This is a genomic window from Streptomyces sp. NPDC051214 (genome assembly GCF_040682375.1).
Taxonomy (GTDB): Bacteria; Actinomycetota; Actinomycetes; order Streptomycetales; family Streptomycetaceae; genus Streptomyces.
Map to the genome: position 1 here is coordinate 118,940 of NZ_JBFBAT010000011.1, position 17,478 is coordinate 136,417.

15 protein-coding genes are annotated in these 17,478 nt (G+C 70.3%); 9 read left to right on the forward strand and 6 right to left on the reverse strand.

Annotated elements, in window-relative coordinates:
- The first annotated feature begins 2 nt into the window (after window positions 1-2).
- The 6 genes from AB0M70_RS28100 (at window position 3) to AB0M70_RS28125 (ending at window position 7,489) form a co-directional block, all read left to right on the forward strand.
- Window positions 3-1,040 (forward strand): agmatine deiminase family protein, encoded by a 1,038-nt coding sequence (locus AB0M70_RS28100; RefSeq protein WP_365823999.1) that lies wholly within the window; start codon window positions 3-5, stop codon window positions 1,038-1,040.
- A 14-nt stretch (window positions 1,041-1,054) separates the two neighbouring features.
- A complete protein-coding gene (locus AB0M70_RS28105) occupies window positions 1,055-1,663 on the forward strand; it encodes a TetR/AcrR family transcriptional regulator (protein ID WP_365824001.1) in 609 nt (202 codons plus the stop codon).
- A gap of 150 nt (window positions 1,664-1,813) precedes the next feature.
- Complete coding sequence (locus tag AB0M70_RS28110) at window positions 1,814-3,085, forward strand: hypothetical protein (RefSeq protein WP_365824003.1); 1,272 nt, start codon at window positions 1,814-1,816, stop codon at window positions 3,083-3,085.
- A gap of 381 nt (window positions 3,086-3,466) precedes the next feature.
- Window positions 3,467-5,071: a citramalate synthase gene (gene cimA / locus AB0M70_RS28115; RefSeq protein WP_365824005.1), complete on the forward strand. Its 1,605-nt coding sequence runs from the start codon at window positions 3,467-3,469 to the stop codon at window positions 5,069-5,071.
- Window positions 5,072-5,132: 61 nt separating this feature from the next.
- On the forward strand, window positions 5,133-6,494 hold the full coding sequence (locus tag AB0M70_RS28120; RefSeq protein ID WP_365824007.1) for a hypothetical protein: 1,362 nt from the start codon (window positions 5,133-5,135) through the stop codon (window positions 6,492-6,494).
- 98 nt (window positions 6,495-6,592) lie between these two features.
- Window positions 6,593-7,489, forward strand: coding sequence for an alpha/beta hydrolase (locus AB0M70_RS28125; RefSeq protein WP_365824009.1), 897 nt, complete (start codon window positions 6,593-6,595; stop codon window positions 7,487-7,489).
- A gap of 143 nt (window positions 7,490-7,632) precedes the next feature.
- On the opposite strand, the gene AB0M70_RS28130 is transcribed toward AB0M70_RS28125, so the two are convergent.
- A complete protein-coding gene (locus AB0M70_RS28130; protein WP_365824011.1) occupies window positions 7,633-8,625 on the reverse strand; it encodes an SDR family NAD(P)-dependent oxidoreductase in 993 nt (330 codons plus the stop codon).
- Between the two features lie 83 nt (window positions 8,626-8,708).
- Between AB0M70_RS28130 and AB0M70_RS28135 the strand changes: the two genes are divergently transcribed.
- Window positions 8,709-9,314 carry a TIGR03086 family metal-binding protein gene (locus tag AB0M70_RS28135; protein WP_365824013.1) on the forward strand — a complete coding sequence of 202 codons (606 nt, stop codon included), beginning with the start codon at window positions 8,709-8,711 and terminating at the stop codon, window positions 9,312-9,314.
- A gap of 264 nt (window positions 9,315-9,578) precedes the next feature.
- Here the strand turns inward: AB0M70_RS28135 and AB0M70_RS28140 are convergent, their stop codons facing one another.
- Window positions 9,579-10,211 carry a YceI family protein gene (locus AB0M70_RS28140; RefSeq protein ID WP_365824015.1) on the reverse strand — a complete coding sequence of 211 codons (633 nt, stop codon included), beginning with the start codon at window positions 10,209-10,211 and terminating at the stop codon, window positions 9,579-9,581.
- 344 nt (window positions 10,212-10,555) lie between these two features.
- On the opposite strand from AB0M70_RS28140, the gene AB0M70_RS28145 reads away from it, so the two are divergent.
- Together AB0M70_RS28145 and AB0M70_RS28150 are read left to right on the forward strand one after the other, a co-directional pair.
- Complete coding sequence (locus AB0M70_RS28145; protein WP_365824017.1) at window positions 10,556-12,151, forward strand: acyl-CoA carboxylase subunit beta; 1,596 nt, start codon at window positions 10,556-10,558, stop codon at window positions 12,149-12,151.
- A gap of 32 nt (window positions 12,152-12,183) precedes the next feature.
- Window positions 12,184-12,381 carry an acyl-CoA carboxylase subunit epsilon gene (locus AB0M70_RS28150; RefSeq protein WP_363212489.1) on the forward strand — a complete coding sequence of 66 codons (198 nt, stop codon included), beginning with the start codon at window positions 12,184-12,186 and terminating at the stop codon, window positions 12,379-12,381.
- Window positions 12,382-12,461: 80 nt separating this feature from the next.
- Here AB0M70_RS28150 and AB0M70_RS28155 read toward each other — a convergent pair whose 3' ends face one another.
- The 4 genes from AB0M70_RS28155 to AB0M70_RS28170 form a co-directional block, all read right to left on the reverse strand.
- Window positions 12,462-13,046 carry an ATP/GTP-binding protein gene (locus AB0M70_RS28155; protein ID WP_030361923.1) on the reverse strand — a complete coding sequence of 195 codons (585 nt, stop codon included), beginning with the start codon at window positions 13,044-13,046 and terminating at the stop codon, window positions 12,462-12,464.
- The gene (locus AB0M70_RS28160) at window positions 13,027-13,620 is read right to left on the reverse strand and encodes a DUF742 domain-containing protein (RefSeq protein ID WP_363212490.1); all 594 of its coding nucleotides are present in this window, start codon (window positions 13,618-13,620) and stop codon (window positions 13,027-13,029) included. Before AB0M70_RS28160 ends, AB0M70_RS28155 begins: the two co-directional genes overlap by 20 nt.
- A gap of 93 nt (window positions 13,621-13,713) precedes the next feature.
- Window positions 13,714-14,127: a roadblock/LC7 domain-containing protein gene (locus AB0M70_RS28165; RefSeq protein WP_135330751.1), complete on the reverse strand. Its 414-nt coding sequence runs from the start codon at window positions 14,125-14,127 to the stop codon at window positions 13,714-13,716.
- Between the two features lie 10 nt (window positions 14,128-14,137).
- Entirely contained in the window at window positions 14,138-17,353 is a 3,216-nt protein-coding gene (locus tag AB0M70_RS28170; RefSeq protein WP_365824020.1) for a nitrate- and nitrite sensing domain-containing protein, read from the reverse strand.
- Window positions 17,354-17,478: the final 125 nt, after the last annotated feature.

A 17,478-nucleotide genomic window follows, 5' to 3' on the forward strand; every position in this document is an offset into this window, starting at 1 on the left:
TCATGAGCGCAGCCGCCGACGGCTTCCGCATGCCCGCCGAGTGGGCCCCGCACGAGCGCACCTGGATGGCGTGGCCGTGCCCCAACCCGACCTTCGACGACCCCTCGGGCCTGGACGAGTCCCGCCTCGCCTGGGCGAACGTCGCACGGGCCGTACGCCGCTTCGAGCCGGTCACCGTGGTCTGCGGACCCGCGCAGTCCGCGTACGCGAGCGAGCTCCTCGGCCCGGACATCGAGGTGGTGGAGCGGGAGCTCGACGACGCCTGGATGCGGGACATCGGGCCGACCTTCCTCACCGACGGAAAGGGCAGCCTTGCCGCCGTCGACTGGACGTTCAACGGCTGGGGCGCCCAGGAGTGGGCGCGCTGGGACCACGACGCGAAGATCGGCGCGTACGTCGCCGACCTCGCCGGGGCCCGGACGTACCCCTCGACGCTGGTGAACGAGGGCGGCGGCATCCACGTCGACGGCGAGGGCACCGTCCTGCTCACCGAGACGGTGCAGCTCGGCCCCGAGCGCAACCCCGGCTGGACCAAGGAGCAGGTCGAGGCGGAGATCCACGCCCGCCTCGGCACCACCAAGGCGATCTGGCTGCCGCGCGGCCTCACCGCCGACTACCCCGGGCACGGCTTCGGCACCCTCGGCCACGTCGACATCGTCGCTGCCTTCGCCGCGCCCGGTGTCGTCCTCGTCCACTCCCAGCGCGACCCCGCCCACCCCGACTTCGAGGTCAGCAAGGAGGTCGTCGCCGCCCTGACCGGGCAGACGGACGCGCGCGGCCGCACCCTGCGGATCGTCGAGGTGCCCGCCCCGACCGTCCTGAAGGACGACGAGGGCTGGGTCGACTACTCCTACATCAACCACTACCTCTGCAACGGCGGCGTCGTCCTGTGCGCCTTCGGCGACCCCCACGACGAGCTCGCGGCCGGCATCTTCCGCGGCCTCTTCCCCGACCGTACGGTGACGCTCGTCGACGCCCGTACGATCTTTGCCGGGGGTGGTGGCATCCACTGCATCACCCAGCAGCAGCCGAAGGTGTGATCAAGGAGAACGCAATGGCAGGCCAGGCCCGCGCGCGGAAGAACGCCCCACCGCGCGAGGACGTCCTCGCCGCCGCCATGGAGATGATCGCCGAGCGCGGCCTGGAGAAGCTGACCATGGCCGCGCTCGGCCGCGAGGTCGGCATGAGCAGCGGCCACCTCCTCTACTACTTCCGCACCAAGGACGAACTGCTCCTGCGCACCCTGGAGTGGAGCGAGTCCGCGCTCGGCGCCGAGCGCGGCCGGCTGCTCGCCCGGCAGGGCACCGCCCGCGAGCGGCTCGACGCGTACGTCGACCTGTATGTCCCCGACGCCCCCGGCGACCCCCACTGGACGCTCTGGCTCGAGGTCTGGAACCGCTCCCTGAACGCCGACGACGACGAGCGCGACCGGCAGGCCGCCATCGAGAGCGCCTGGCACCGCGACCTGGTGGCGCTGCTCGCCGAAGGCGTGTCGCGGGGCGAGTTCCGCGCCCTGGACCCCGACCGGTTCGCCGCCCGGCTGCGGGCGCTGCTCGACGGCTTCTCCATCCATGTGGCGATCGGTCTGCGCGGCACGGGTCGTGACCAGATCCTGGCCCACGTACGGGAGTTCCTGGACGGAGCGCTCGGCTCAGGTTCGTAAGTCCCTCGTAGGACCCTCGTAAGACCCGGATAACCCCGTCTAGGTTGTACGCATTTCTGCGGATTGTGTGTTTCCTGATGGTGCGCTTGTATCCCCGTGGGACCTCGGTCCCTCCGCACCGCACTGTGATCGACCACGGGGGAATCAAGCATGTACAGCACCATGCACAGCACCAAGCGCCGCGCCGCCCTGGCCGCCGCCGCACTCGTCGCGGCGGTCACCGCCACGACGTTGCCCGCCGCCTTCGCCGCGCCCGCCGCCGACACGCCCCGCACCGAGGGCATCAGCGTCACGGCCGACGGCAAGGCCGCCGATGACCGCTCGGCGGGGGCCGTGATCAGCCGCAACGGCAGGTACGCCGCCTTCGACTCCGCCGCCACCGACCTGGCCGCGGGCGACACCAACGGCCTGAACGACATCTTCGTACGCGATCTGCGTACCCGGAAGACCGAGCGGATCACGCTCGAAGGGCGCGACGTCAGGAGCCCTTCGCTGAGCGCCGACGGACGCTACGTCGCCATGATCACCAGCCCGGCGGACGCCTACTCGGTGACCGACGTCCGGCTCTACGACCGCAGGACCAAGAAGTTCGAGCGTCTCGACGTCGAACTGCCCGACGGCTACCCGGGGGAGAGCGCGGGCGGCGTCTCCCTGAGCGCGAACGGCCGGTACGCCGTGTTCAGCACGGACGGGCCTCAGTTCGACGGCACGGCGGTCTTCCTGCGCGACCGGAAGACCGGCACCACCGAGAGGATCAGCCACCCGTACACGGGCGGCGACGGGGAGCGCAACGCCCACTCGCCGACCGTCAGCGACGACGGCCGCCGCATCGCGTACGCGACCTCCTTCGTCAACGGCCCGCGCGGCGACGACTGGAGCGACCTCTGGGTGCGCGACCGCGGGACCGGGAAGGTGACGCAGGTCGACCGTTCCCACGACGGCTCCAAGACGGAGAAGGAGTCCCTGGACGTGTCCATCAGCGGCAACGGGCGCACGGTCGTCTTCGAGTCGCGTGACACCCACCTCGTCCCGAACGACGACGACGGCGCCTGGAACGTCTTCGTGCACGACCTCGCGTCCGGCGAGAACCGGCGCATCCACGGCACCCAGGGCGGCCCCGGCCAGGCCTACAGCCGCTCGCCGGCCATCAGCGCCGACGGCCGCCATCTGACGTTCGTGTCGGAACTCACCGAAGCCGGCGCCGAGTACGGCAAGGAGTGGCCCGTCTACCTGCGCGACCTGAAGAAGGGCGGCACCACGCTCGTCACGCCGGACACCACGGGCGGCGCGGCCTCGGCGGAGGTGGCTCCCGGCGGCATCTCGGCGGACGCCCGCCGCATCGCCTTCCTCAGCGGCGACGCGACCTTGCTGAGCGGCGACACGAACGACGGCTACGACACCTTCGTGCGCCACGTGCGCTGACACCTCACCGTCACGCGGGCGGCGCGCGCCACGCGTCGCCCGCGTCGAGGTCGCCCGCGTCGAGGTGTCCCAGGACGTCCACGTACGCCCGCATCGTGAGACGGGGCAGCGCGGTGTGTGCGGGCTGTGGCAGGCTGCCACCGTGCTCTCGTTCGCCATGATTATTGGCAGCAGGCGCGCCGGTCCGCAGTGACCGTCTCGTACCACCATGTACGGGCGGACACCGTCGTCTCTCAGACCCGCGCGCAAACCTCTCGTACCCACGAGGGGTTTTTTCGTTTCCTGGCCCAACATCAGCCGGACGCGGAGCGCGGGGGATCATTGAGGCGGTGGAGCCGGTCATTCCGGTAGACCGAGATCCGACACAGGAGCCAGATCAGCATGACGGAAACCAGCACACCCGACGATGCGTTCCACGTCTTTGACACCACGCTGCGCGACGGCGCGCAGCGCGAGGGAATCAACCTGACCGTCGCGGACAAGCTGACCATCGCCCGGCACCTGGACGACTTCGGCGTGGGCTTCATCGAGGGCGGCTGGCCGGGCGCCAACCCCCGCGACACCGAGTTCTTCGCCCGCGCCCAACAAGAGATCACCTTCCGGCACGCCCAGCTCGTCGCCTTCGGCGCCACGCGCCGCGCCGGTGGCTCGGCGGCCACGGACCCGCAGGTCAACGCCCTGCTCGAGTCCGGCGCCCCGGTCATCACGCTCGTCGCCAAGGCCCATGACCGGCACGTCGAGCTCGCCCTGCGCACCACCCTGGAGGAGAACCTGGAGATGGTGCGCGACACCGTCTCCTACCTCCGTGACCAGGGGCGGCGCGTCTTCGTCGACTGCGAGCACTTCTTCGACGGCTACCGCGCCAACCCGGAGTACGCGAAAGCCGTCGTCCGCACGGCCTGTGAGGCGGGCGCCGACGTCGTCGTCCTGTGCGACACGAACGGCGGCATGCTCCCCGCCCAGGTCAAGGCCATCGTCGGCACGGTCATCGCGGACACCGGCGCACGGCTCGGCATCCACGCGCAGGACGACACGGGGTGCGCGGTCGCCAACACCCTCGCCGCCGTCGACGCCGGTGCCACCCACGTGCAGTGCACCGCCAACGGCTACGGCGAGCGGGTCGGCAACGCCAACCTCTTCCCCGTGGTCGGCGCCCTCGAGCTCAAGTACGGCAAGCGGGTCCTGCCCGAGGGCGCGCTGCGCGAGATGACCCGCGTCTCGCACGCCATCGCCGAGGTCGTGAACCTCACGCCCTCCACCCACCAGCCGTACGTCGGCGTGTCGGCCTTCGCCCACAAGGCGGGCCTGCACGCCTCCGCGATCAAGGTCGACCCGGACCTCTACCAGCACATCGACCCGGACCTGGTGGGCAACCGCATCCGGATGCTGGTCTCGGACATGGCGGGGCGCGCCTCCATCGAGCTCAAGGGCAAGGAGCTCGGGATCGACCTGGGCGACGACCGGGCGCTGGTGGGCCGGGTCGTGGAGCGGGTCAAGGAGCGCGAGCTCAGCGGATACACGTACGAGGCCGCCGACGCGTCCTTCGAGCTGCTGCTCCGCGAGGAGGTCGAGGGCCGGGCGCGCCGCTACTTCCGCGTCGAGTCCTGGCGGGCCATCGTCGAGGACCGGCCCGACGGCACGCACGCGAACGAGGCGACCGTGAAGCTGTGGGCCAAGGGTGAGCGCATCGTCGCCACGGCGGAGGGGAACGGCCCGGTCAACGCGCTCGACCGTTCGCTCCGTGTCGGCCTGGAGCGGATCTACCCCCAGCTCGCCAAGATGGAGCTGGTCGACTACAAGGTCCGCATCCTGGAGGGCAAGCACGGCACGTCGTCCACGACCCGGGTGCTGATCTCCACCAGCGACGGTGACGGCGAGTGGTCGACGGTGGGCGTGGCCGAGAACGTGATCGCGGCGTCGTGGCAGGCGCTGGAGGACGCCTACACCTTCGGTCTGCTGCGGGCGGGCGTCGAGCCGGTGGAGTAGTCGCCGTAAATCAGGCGGTCACGGACCGCCGTCGGGGGCCCGGCTGAGTTAGCTTCGAAGTATGAGCAATGGGGCGAAGCGAATATTTGTCGCACTGTCCGGGCTTCTCGTGTCCCTGGGTGCCGTGTCGTTCACGGCGGCGCCCGGGGCCGCGGCCGCCACCAGTGTCCCGGCTGTGGCCGACGCCTGGGAGAAGAGCCCGGTGTACGTGGATCCGGCCGCCTCGGGCCAGCTGTCCGGGGCCGATGCGGATGCCATCGCGGAGAAGATCAAGGACGCCGACAAACCGGTCTTCGTGGCGGTCCTTCCCGCGGACTTCCCCCAACAGGGCCTCTTCCAGAAGCTGCGCACCGAGACCGGCGTGACGGGTGTGTACGGCATCCGGCTCGGCGACGCGTTCGACGCGAAGGCCGACCCTGCGGTGCTGAGCAACGCGGCCGTGTCGAACCTCGTCGCGACGTACGGGGACGAGGGCGACACCAAGACCCAGCTCAACGCCTTCGTCGACCAGGCGGTGAAGGACGCCCGCGGCTCGGCGCCTGCTTCCTGGGACGCCGGCGGCTCCGACAGCGGCACCCCCGTCGGCGCGCTGATCGGCGTCGGCGCGGTGCTCGTCGCGGGCGGCGGCGCCACGTACGCGGTGGTCCGGCGCAACCGGCGGCGCAAGGCCGAGGAACAGCGCGTCGCGCTTGAGAAGCTGCGGGTCGTGGTGGACGAGGACATCACGGCGTACGGCGAGGAGCTGGACCGGCTCGACTTCCACCCCGCCGAGGCCGGTGCGGACGACGCGATGCGCGCGGACTACGAACGGGCCCTCGACTCGTACGAGAAGGCGAAGTCGTTCATGGCGGCCGCGGAGCGCCCCGAGGAGGTGCGGGCCGTCACCCAGTCCCTGGAGGACGGCCGCTTCTCGCTCGCCCTGCTCGCCGCACGACGGGAGGGCCGCGCGCTGCCGGAGCGCCGCGCCCCCTGCTTCTTCGACCCGCGGCACGGCCCGTCGGTGAAGGACGCCCCGTGGGCGCCGCCGGGCGGGGCCGAGCGGACGGTCCCGGTCTGCCTGGCGGACGCGACGCGCCTCGCGGACGGTGAGGAGCCGATGTCCCGGACGGTGGCCACGGAGTCGGGGGAGCGGCGGCCGTACTGGGAGGCGGGCCCGGCGTACGGCCCCTGGGCCGGCGGCTACTTCGGCGGCGGCATGCTGCCGGGCCTGCTGGTCGGCACGATGCTGGGCGGCATGATGGCGAGCCCGGCGTACGCGGCGGACTACGGCGGCGGTTACGGCGACTTCGGCGGGGGAGCGGGCGCCGGGTACGAGGGCGGCGACTATTCGGGCTCGGACTTCGACCCCGGTGACTTCGGAGGCGGCTTCGGGGGCGGGGACTTCGGCGGGGGTGGCGGGGACTTCGGGGGCGGAGGGTTCTAGACGGGTCCGGCAGGGTCTGGCGGGTTGACGGCACGAGGGCTTTGCGAGACGATACGTATCGTCTTAGCGAATACGTCGTTGCTACGGAAGGTCACCCCATGCGTCACCATCAGCAGCAGTACGTCGAAGCGGCCCCCGGCATCCGCCTCTGGACGGAGCGGCGTGGCGCGCCCGACGCCCCCGCGCTGCTCCTGATCATGGGCGCCCAGGCGTCGGGCCTCGGGTGGCCCGACGCCCTGGTCGACGAGCTCGCCGCCCGGCATCAGGTCATCCGTTACGACCACCGGGACACCGGCCGCTCCACGACCACCTTCGACGAACACCCTTACCCCATCACCGACTTGGCGAGGGATGCCGTGGCCGTCCTGGACGGCTGGGGAGTGGAGCGTGCTCACCTGGTGGGCATGTCCCTCGGCGGCATGCTGACCCAGCTGGTCCTCGCCGACCATCCCGAGCGCGTCCTCAGCGCCACGCTCATCGGCACCTGCGCGCTCAGCGAGACCCCGTACGTGGCACCGGACGGAACCAGCGTCCCCGTGGGCGAACTCCCCGGCATCGCGCCGGAAGTCCTGGAGATGTGGTCCCGCCCGGTCGAGGACAGGGGAGTCGAGGCCGAGCTGGACCGCAGGGTGGAGCACTGGCGCGTCCTGAACGGCCGTCAACTCGACGTGGACGACGCGTACTTCCGCGCCCTCGAGCGCCGGATCATCGAGCACACCGGCACCCACATCGCCTCCACCGCCCACGCCCGTGCCGACGACTCCCACATGCTCCGCACCGACGAACTGGCCCGCACGAAGGTCCCCACGCTCATCGTGTCCGGCCCGGCAGAGCCGGTGTTCCCGCCCCCGCACCCGCACCACCTGGCACAGGTCATCGGCGGCGGCAGCGCGCACGTGGTGGAGATCGCGGGCATGGGCCACGCGCTGCCCCCGGCGGTCCAGGGCCCCCTGGCGAAGGCGATCCTGGCCCACACGGAGTCCGTCCACACGTGAGGCGGGCTGGGACGGGTGCCGACCCAGTGAACGCAGTGCGTCGGCCAGGAGATGGATCACGAAACAGCCGCGCCGGCGGCCGTCGGGACACGTTCTCGTACGACGCGATGGTGATTCACTCGTGCTGGTCGGGCTCCGTGGGGTCATGGTCCCAGGCGCCCGAACTCATCGCCACATCCCGTCAGTTCGGCGGAGAGCCGCCACAGGAGGGCCGCCGCATCGGGGTCGGTCGCCCACGGCTTGACGCCACCGGTCAGCATGTCGTCCGTCAGGGCGGGCTCCGCCACATCGCAGTCCTGGCAGTACGCGCCGCCCCGCGCGTCGAGGAGTGGTGACGTCGCCGCCCACACTGCCGTGGCCGCACCCTGCGCCGGGGTCTTGAAGCCCTGCGCGGGCGTGCCGTCGGCGCTCATCCAGCCCTGCGCGATCTGTTCCTCGCGGGGGATGTGGCGCTGGAGGGGCGTGAGGATGCTGCCGGGGTGTACGGAGAAGGCCCGCGGGCCGCTGCCCGCCGCGCCCAGGGAGTCGAGGTGCACGGCGAAGAGCGCGTTCGCCGTCTTGGACTGGGCGTAGGCGAGCCAGCGGTCGTACCCCGCGTCGAAATGCGGGTCTGTCCAACGGATGTCGGAGAGGAAGTGCCCGGACGAGGCCACCGACACCACGCGTGCGGCCGTGCCCCGACTCAGCGCCGGGTAGAGGCGGTTGACCAGGGCGAAGTGGCCGAGGTGATTGATCGCGAAGTGGGACTCCCATGCGCCGCCGGGGCCGACGCGGGCCTCGGGACAGGCCATGACGCCCGCGTTGTTGACGAGGATGTCGAGGGTGGGGTGGGTGGCAAGGAAGCGTTCCGCGAAGTGCTTGACGCTGTCCTGGTCCGCCAGGTCCATCGCCCGCACCTCCACGCGGTCCGTGCCCCGCAACGCGTCCTCCGCGACGCGGGGTCTGCGCGCCGGCACGACGACGTGCGCCCCTGCCCGGGCGAGCGCCCGGGTGATCTCCAGGCCGAGCCCGGAGTAGCCGCCGGTCACCAGCGCCGTCCTGCCCGAGAGGTCGACGCCGTCGAGCACGTCGTCCGCCGTGCTGAGCGCCCCGAACCCGCTGCCGATCCTGCGCTGTCGCGCCTTCTCTGTGGTCATGGGCGCGACGCTAGAAGCTGGACCGCGCTCTAGGGCAAGGTGAGGTTGCCCGGTCGGCGGGTTCCACAGGAGGAGGGGGCGACGTGAGCGAGCACGGCGCGACGAACACCAATTGGGCCATCCTCGACGACGCACACGCGGCACTTCGCGCGGCCGTTCGGGGCGTACCGGACGGGTACTGGGAGCGCCCGACGCCCTGCACGGAATGGAACGTCACGCAGGTCCTGCAGCACGCCGCGGGAGACCAGCTGGGCTACGCCTCGGCCCTCACCGGAGGCCCAGGCCCGGAAGGAAACCCCTTCACACCCTCCGGCAAGCTGACGGATTCCCCGGAGGCCCTGCTCGAACCGGCGCTGGCGGCGGCAGCCGAAGCCTGGGCGGCGGTCGACGAGGGTTCCCAGGAGGTACCGGTACCGCTTCCGCCCGGCACCATGCCGGCCACCCTCGGGGTCGGCGCCTGTGCCCTGGACGCGGCGGTCCACGCCTGGGACATAGCGATGGCCACCGGCCAACTTTCCCCACTCAACGACGAGTTGGCCCGCCCCTTGCTGCGCGTGGCCCACCAAATAGTCGAACCCCTCCGAGCCTTCGCTTTCGCACCCCCGGTGGAGCCGACGCAGAACACCGAGCCCGAGGGCGAAGCAGCAGAGCTACTGCGCTATTTGGGCCGCAACCCAACGTGGCCGTAACCCAAGAGGGACCCACGACCGCACCCGCACCAAAACCGAACCCCCACCCACCCCAAGCCCCGAACGAACCAACCCCACCCACCCCAAAGTGGCGGACGAAACGAACCCGCCCACCCACCCCTAGTGGCGGACGAACCGCCCCCCACCCCAAGCCGCGTACGAAACGAACCAGCCCACCCACCCCACCCCTGTACGCGGGGTAATCGGGTGGGTGGGCGGGCAAGCATCCGTCGCGAAGCGGCGGCCCAGGAAACCGCCCAAGGCTCAGGAGCCAGAACGAATCGCGGAAATGTCAAAGCTCAGCTTGATCTTGTCGGAGACCAGCACCCCGCCCGTCTCCAGCGCCGCGTTCCACGTCAGGCCCCAGTCCGAGCGCAGGATCTCCGCCTTGCCCTCGAAGCCGACCCGCTCGTTCCCGAAGGGGTCGGTGGCGGAGCCGTTGAACTCCAGGTCGATGGAGAGCGGCTTCGTGGTGCCGAGGATCGTCAGGTCACCGGTGATGCGGTAGTCGTCGCCGCCCAGCGCCTCCGCCTTCGTGGAGCGGAAGGTCATCTCGGGGAACTCGTCGGTCTTGAAGAAGTCCGCGCTCTTCAGGTGACCGTCACGGTCGGCGCTGCCGGTGTCGATGCTCTCCATCTGTACGTCGATGGAAGCCGTCGACTGAGCCGGGTCCGTACCGTCCAGGTGCAGCGTGCCGGCGACGTCGGTGAAGGAACCCTTGACGTTGGTGACCATGGCGTGGCGGGCGACGAAGCCGATCGACGTGTGCGAGGGGTCGATCGTGTACTCGCCGGTCAGGGCGGCCAGCTCCGGGCTGACCGGAGCGACGGCCGTGGCCGTGGCGGAGGAGGTCGAGGACGAGGTGGCGGTTTCGTTCTTGCGGCCGAAGAGACCCATGACTGCTCCTTGGGGGACGAGCTACGAGCGGGAGGCCCGAGCTGCGAGCTACGGGGGATGAATCTGTTGAATGTTCAACGAGATTGACTCTAGCGCGGTTCAGTTCAACATTCAACCTATAGCTCTCAGTAGCGCGCCGCTCACCCACAGCGCTCACCCCCCACCCACCCTGTGAGCTGTCTCTCACGCCCACCTTTGTGGAATCCCTACAGCCGCAGACGGCCTTGAGCAGTCACTTCGCGCGTACGGCGAAGGGCTTCTGTTCGGGGGTGCCAGGAAAACGGGCCGGAGACTGTGCAGAGTCGACGGTCCGTTTCACTAGGTGCACTTCGTAAGGTCACTACATGACCGTTTTGGACGACACCGCTTCTTCTCCCGAAGGCGAGCCCACCGACGCACGCGGCCGCGTGGCCGAGCTGCACGCGATCCGTGCCGAGGCGCTGCGCGGCCCCAGCGAGAAGGCGACGAAGGCCCAGCACGCCAAGGGCAAGCTGACCGCACGCGAGCGGATCGAGCTGCTTCTGGACGCGGGGTCGTTCCAGGAGGTCGAGCAGTTGCGCCGGCACCGGGCGACCGGTTTCGGCCTGGAGGCGAAGAAGCCGTACACCGACGGTGTCATCACCGGCTGGGGCACGGTCGAGGGCCGCACGGTCTTCGTGTACGCCCACGACTTCCGCATCTTCGGCGGCGCCCTCGGCGAGGCCCACGCCACGAAGATCCACAAGATCATGGACATGGCCATCGCGGCCGGTGCCCCGCTGGTCTCCCTGAACGACGGCGCCGGCGCCCGTATCCAGGAGGGCGTCTCCGCGCTCGCCGGATACGGCGGCATCTTCCAGCGCAACACCAAGGCGTCCGGCGTCATCCCGCAGATCAGCGTGATGCTGGGCCCGTGCGCGGGCGGCGCGGCCTACAGCCCCGCCCTGACCGACTTCGTCTTCATGGTCCGTGAGACCTCGCAGATGTTCATCACCGGACCGGACGTGGTCCGCGCGGTGACCGGCGAGGAGATCAGCCAGAACGGCCTGGGCGGCGCCGACGTGCACGCCGAGACGAGCGGCGTCTGCCACTTCGCGTACGACGACGAGGAGACCTGCCTCGCCGAGGTCCGCTACCTCATCGCGATGCTCCCCTCGAACAACCGCGAGAACCCGCCCACCCACGACTCGGACGACCCGGCGGACCGCCGCTCGGACGTCCTGCTCGACCTGGTCCCGGCCGACGGCAACCGTCCGTACGACATGGCCAAGGTCATCGAGGAGCTCGTCGACGACGGCGACTTCCTCGAGGTCCACGAGCGCTGGGCGCGCAACATCATCTGCGCCCTGGCCCGCCTGGACGGCAAGGTCGTCGGCATCGTCGCCAACCAGCCGCAGTCCCTGGCCGGTGTCCTGGACATCGAGGCCTCCGAGAAGGCGGCCCGCTTCGTCCAGATGTGCGACGCCTTCAACATCCCGATCGTGACCCTCCTGGACGTCCCCGGCTTCCTGCCGGGCGTCGACCAGGAGCACGGCGGGATCATCCGGCACGGCGCCAAGCTGCTCTACGCGTACTGCAACGCCACCGTGCCGCGCATCTCGCTGATCCTGCGCAAGGCCTACGGCGGCGCCTACATCGTCATGGACTCCCAGTCCATCGGCGCCGACCTGACCTACGCCTGGCCCACCAACGAGATCGCGGTGATGGGCGCCGAGGGCGCCGCCAACGTCATCTTCCGCCGGCAGATCGCGGCGGCCGAGGACCCCGAGGCCATGCGGCAGAAGATGGTCAAGGAGTACAAGGCCGAGCTCATGCACCCCTACTACGCGGCCGAGCGCGGCCTGGTCGACGACGTCATCGACCCCGCCGCCACCCGCGAGGTGCTCATCAGCTCCCTCGCGATGCTCCGCAACAAGCACGCAGACCTGCCGTCGCGCAAGCACGGCAACCCCCCGCAGTAGTCCCGCAGTAGCCCACAAGGAGAACGCTGCACATGAACACTCCTGACATCCGCGTCGAGAAGGGCCACGCCGAGCCCGAGGAGGTCGCCGCCATCACGGCGATCCTGCTGGCCCGTGGCGCCGCCGCCACCGCGCAGGCCCCCACGCCCCGCCGAGGCCGCGACAAGGCCGGCTGGCGCCGCCTGGAGCGCTCGCCCGGCTTCCGCGCCCCGCACAGCTGGCAGGGCTGAGCCCAGGCCGCCTGACCGCACACGACGAAGGCCCCGGTACTCCTTGGAGTACCGGGGCCTTCGCGTACGGGCGAGGACCGCTAGCGCAGCCGCGCCATCAGCGCGTGCTCCACGAGCGTGATCAGCGCGCTCTTGGCGTCGGCGCGATGCCGCGCGTCCGTCGTGATGATCGGGGTGTCCGGGCCGATCTGCAGCGCCTCGCGCACCTCGTCCGGCGTGTACGGCTGGTGGCCGTCGAAGCCGTTGAGGGCGATGACGAAGGGCAGGCCGGAGTTCTCGAAGTAGTCGACGGCGGGGAAGCAGTCGGCGAGCCTCCTCGTGTCGACCAGGACCACCGCGCCGATGGCGCCGCGGACGAGGTCGTCCCACATGAACCAGAAGCGGTCCTGTCCGGGCGTACCGAAGAGGTACAGGATCAGGTCCTGGTCCAGGGTGATGCGGCCGAAGTCCATGGCCACCGTGGTGGTGGTCTTGTCCCCGGTGTGGGTGAGGTCGTCGATGCCCGCGGAGGCGGACGTCATGACGGCCTCGGTGCGCAGCGGGTTGATCTCAGAGACCGCCCCCACGAACGTGGTCTTGCCCACGCCGAAGCCGCCCGCCACCACGATCTTCGCGGAGGTGGTGGAGCGAGCTGTTGCTCCGCCGCTAGAGCTTGCGAAGTCCACTGAGCACCCTTTCGAGCAGTGTCACGTCTGGCTGGCCGCCGGCGGACTCGTCGCCGCCAGGCTGATGGATGGCGACAAGTCCGGCCTCCGCCAGGTCGGCTACGAGGATCCGGGCGACGCCGAGAGGAATGGTGAGAAGTGCCGAGATCTCAGCGACTGACTTGATCTCGCGGCACAGATTGCAGATCCGCTGATGCTCGGGCAACTGGCCCTGCAACTGGTGCGGTTGGGCGGTGGTGTGCACCAGCGCCTCGATGGCGAGCTGATACCGGGGCCTGGTGCGGCCGCCCGTCATGGCGTACGGGCGCACCAGGGGGTTGCTCGCAGCGGGCGCCGACTCGGGCGCGCGTCGCTGTGGTTGCACTGGCTGGATCCTGGGGGTGTGAGGCTGCTCGTACGGGCTCTGGCGGGGGCCCGGCTGCTGCGGCTGCTGGTAAGGCCTGCGGTGCTGGCTGGGCGCGGAGGGGAAGTTGTAACGGTTGGGCGCCCCGTCGTGCGGCCCCTGCCCCTGGCCGTGACCAGGCGACCAGTTGGCCGATGACGAACCGTCCGGGGGTGTTCCTGAGCCTGCCACGTACTCCTCCTCCGACTGTGCCGGGCACCATCATTCTGGAGCCGCGTCCCGAAACCTTACGGCCACGGGACGCGAAAACGCACCGTACGTCTACTAGTTGAGAAGGCTCCCCTGCAGCTCCGCACGCAGGTCGGGCGTGAGTACGGTGCCGGCACGGTCCACAAGAAGTGCCATCTCGTACCCAATGAGACCGATGTCCGCATCCGGGTGGGCGAGGACGGCCAGCGAGGAGCCGTCAGAGATGGACATGAGGAAGAGAAATCCTCGCTCCATCTCCACAACGGTCTGGGTCACGGAACCGCCCTCGAAGATCCGGGAGGCCCCGGCGGTGAGGGAGGTCAGACCGGATGCGACGGCCGCGAGCTGGTCGGCCCGGTCGCGGGGGAAGCCTTCGGACATCGCCAGAAGGAGTCCGTCGGCGGAGACCACCACCGTGTGGGACACCCCAGGGGTGTTGTCCACGAAGTTGGTGATCAACCAGTTCAGGTTCTGCGCCGCCTGGCTCATCGGGCTCACACTAACGCTCCTGGTTGTAGGTGCTGTCAGGGCCGAGGCCCTGGCCATTCGTGGTGTCACTGCCTGCGCTGCGTCCCCGCTGGACGCCGCGGCGCAGGTTGCTCAGCCGACCCCGAACGTCCTCGGGGTCGCGGGAGACCTGAGGGCCGCCCTGTGGGGTCTGTTCCGCCGTGCCCTCGACCAGATTGGCCTTGGGCACCCGCTTCGGGAGACCGGACGGGGTGACGCCACCCGCCTTGGGCTCCTTCAGCGACTCGGCGCGCAGCCAGCGGTCGTCGTTGGACGACGAACGCCAGTTGCTCTCGCTGTTGCCGACATTGTTCCCGAACGCGTCGCCGGAGGTGTTCCCGAACGCGTCACCCATCGGGGCCGAAGCGCTGTCGCTGCCCGCCGCACCGGTGGACCCGCGGCGCGGGAGGCCCGCGGCGGTGGTGTCGTGGACTGCGGACGGGACCGGTCCGGGACGCTCGAAGCCTACGCGCTCGGCGCCGTTCGCGGGAGCCGCCGGACCGGATTCCGGTTCCGGAGCGTACTCGGCCTGATACGCGCCCGAGTTGCTCTCGTATCCGTCGTTCGACGGCCAGTCGTCCTGGTGAGAGCGGTCGGGGTAGGCCGCGAACGGCTCGGAGACGGCACCCGTACGAGCGGCGTGATCGTCGTGACCGGCCTCCGTATAGGGGGCGTCCTGGTACCCGTCACGCGCCGGGTAGTACGCGTCGTCGTACGCCGGCTGCGCCGCCTGGCCCTGGTTGTACTCGTCGTACGCCGGGGCCTGCTGGTCGTACCCGGGCTCGTAACCGCCCTGCTGCTGCTCGAAGCCCTGCTGCTGCGCGGATATCTCGTCGCGGAAGAGCGGACGGCCGTCGGTGGACTGCGCCTGCGCCTCCAGGGCGGCACGCCGCTCCTCGCGCATCAGCGAACGGCCGACGGGGTCGAGGTCCGCGGGTTCGACGGAGTCGCCGTTGTACCGGCTGTCGTCGAAGCCCAGCTCGGCCGCCGTACGCATCGGCTCGTGGTGGAAGGCGGGCTGCTCCGGGGCCTGCTGCTCCGGCATGATCGAGGAGACCGTGAACTCGGACTCGGGCAGCTGGTGTTCGCCGCCGCCACCGTGCGTGATCCCGTCGGGGAGCATGACGAGCGAGGTCGTGCCGGCCTGCTCGCCCGAGGGGCGCAGCTGGACGCGGATGCCGTGCCGGTCGGAGAGGCGCCCGACCACGAACAGACCCATGCGCTGGGAGATCGCGGCGTCCACCGTCGGCGGGTTGGCCAGCTTGTGGTTGATGTCCGCGAAGTCCTCGGCGGTGAGGCCGATGCCCTTGTCGTGGATCTCGACCATGATGCGGCCGTCGGGCAGACGGGTCGCGGTGACGCGGACCTTGGTCTGCGGCGAGGAGAACGTGGTGGCGTTCTCCAGGAGCTCGGCGAGCAGGTGCACGAGGTCGGTCACGGCGAGGCCGTGGATCTCGGCCTCCGGAACGCCGGAGAGCTCGATGCGCTCGTACTGCTCCACCTCGGATGAGGCGGCGCGCAGGACGTCGACCAGCGGAACCGGCTGGTCCCAGCGGCGGCCCGGCTCCTCGCCGGAGAGGACCAGGAGGTTCTCGCCGTTGCGTCGCATACGGGTCGCCAGGTGGTCCAGGCGGAAGAGGCTCTCCAGCTGGTCCGGGTCGGCCTCGTTGTTCTCCAGGTCGGTGATGAGGGTCAGCTGGCCCTCGATCAGGGACTGGTTGCGGCGCGAGAGGTTGGTGAAGATCGCGTTGATGTTGCCTCGCAGCAGGGCCTGCTCGGCGGCGAGCCTGACGGCCTCGCGGTGCACCTGGTCGAAGGCGCGGGCGACCTCGCCGATCTCGTCCGTGGAGGAGATCGGGATGGGCTGTACGCGGGTGTCGACGCGTCCGGGGTCGGTGCGCGAGAGCTGGTCGACCAGCATCGGAAGGCGCTGCTCGGCGATGCCGAAGGCGGCCGTACGCAGCTGGCGCATCGCCTTGGACATCTGGCGGGCCATCATCCCGGCCAGGATGAACGCGGCGAGCAGCGCGATCACGACGATGGCGCCGGTGATGTACGCGTTGCGCTGGGCGTCGGCGGCGATGTCCGACGCCTCCGTCACCGCCTTGTCGGCGAGGTCGGACTCGATGGTGCGGTACGCGTCGAACTTGGCGGACGTCGTGGCCCACCAGGCTTCCTTGGTGACGCCCTTGCCGGCGAGGGCCACGCGGGCGCTGGGCTGCGTGCTCGGCAGCGTCGCGATGGCGGAGACCATGGCCTCGGGGGACGGCGGCGGGACGAACGTCTTGCCCTGGGCCTTCGCGGCGGCGGCGGCCTGCTTGGCCTGCTTCTCGCCGTCGGCCTTCAGCTTCTTCTTGGCGGCCTCGAGCTTGGCGACGTCCTGCGGGGTGCCACCGCCCGTGTACTCCTCGATGGCGATGCCCTCGAGGTAGGCGTACGAGGAGAGCGCGACCTTCTGCTTGCCGAAGCTGCTCGCGGTCGGTCCGGGCTTGACCAGCAGGTGCATGCCGATGGAGCGCTCGAGGGAGAGCGCGGCCTTGGTCAGCGAGATGGCGTAGACGGTCCGGCCGTAGCTGGTGATGTTTCCGGTGCCCAGACCGAGCTCGTTGGCGAACTCCATCAGGGGGTGCTGGATGCCGACGTAGGCCTCTTCGGTCTGCGCGCCGGGGAGCTTGGAGGTGTACGCGGCCTGGCGCAGGGACTGCAGACCCGGCTCCACCTTGTGGAAGCCGTCGAGGCGGCGCTTGAGGCCTTCCTTCTGCGGCATGTTCTCGGCGGCGGCGTCGAACTCCTCGGCGGCCTTGTCGGTGGCCTTGCGGGCCTTCACGACGGCCGGGGCGTTCTTCTCGCCGCGCAGCAGCGGGGCGGCGGAGATGTCGCGCTCTTCGATGAGGCGGTTGCCGTAGTTCAGCGAGGCCTGCACGAGGCGGGCCGTGTGCTCGGCGTCCTGGGCCTCGCTCCAGGTGTCGATGGAGCCCTTGACCTGGAAGCCGCCCATGACGAGACCGACGAGCACGGGTATGAGGAGGATCGCGTTCAGGCGGGTCGGCACGCGCCAGTTGCGCGGGGACATTCTGCCGCCGGAGGGCGCCGGCGGTTCCATGCCCTGCACATCGGCGGGGGACGCCGCTGTGCGCGGCGGCGGGGTGAAGTTGCCCCGCGTGTCCCGCGTCTGCGGCGGTGCGGGGCTCGTCTTGCTTCGCCTCACTCGACCAACAACCTCTCGGCGGCGGGACCTACACCGGTCCCGCTGTCGTCTCCAAGGCCCGTGCTACTGGGCAGTTCAGCGCATTCCAGCACGTCAGGGGGTCCTCTACCAAACAGTGGGAAGGG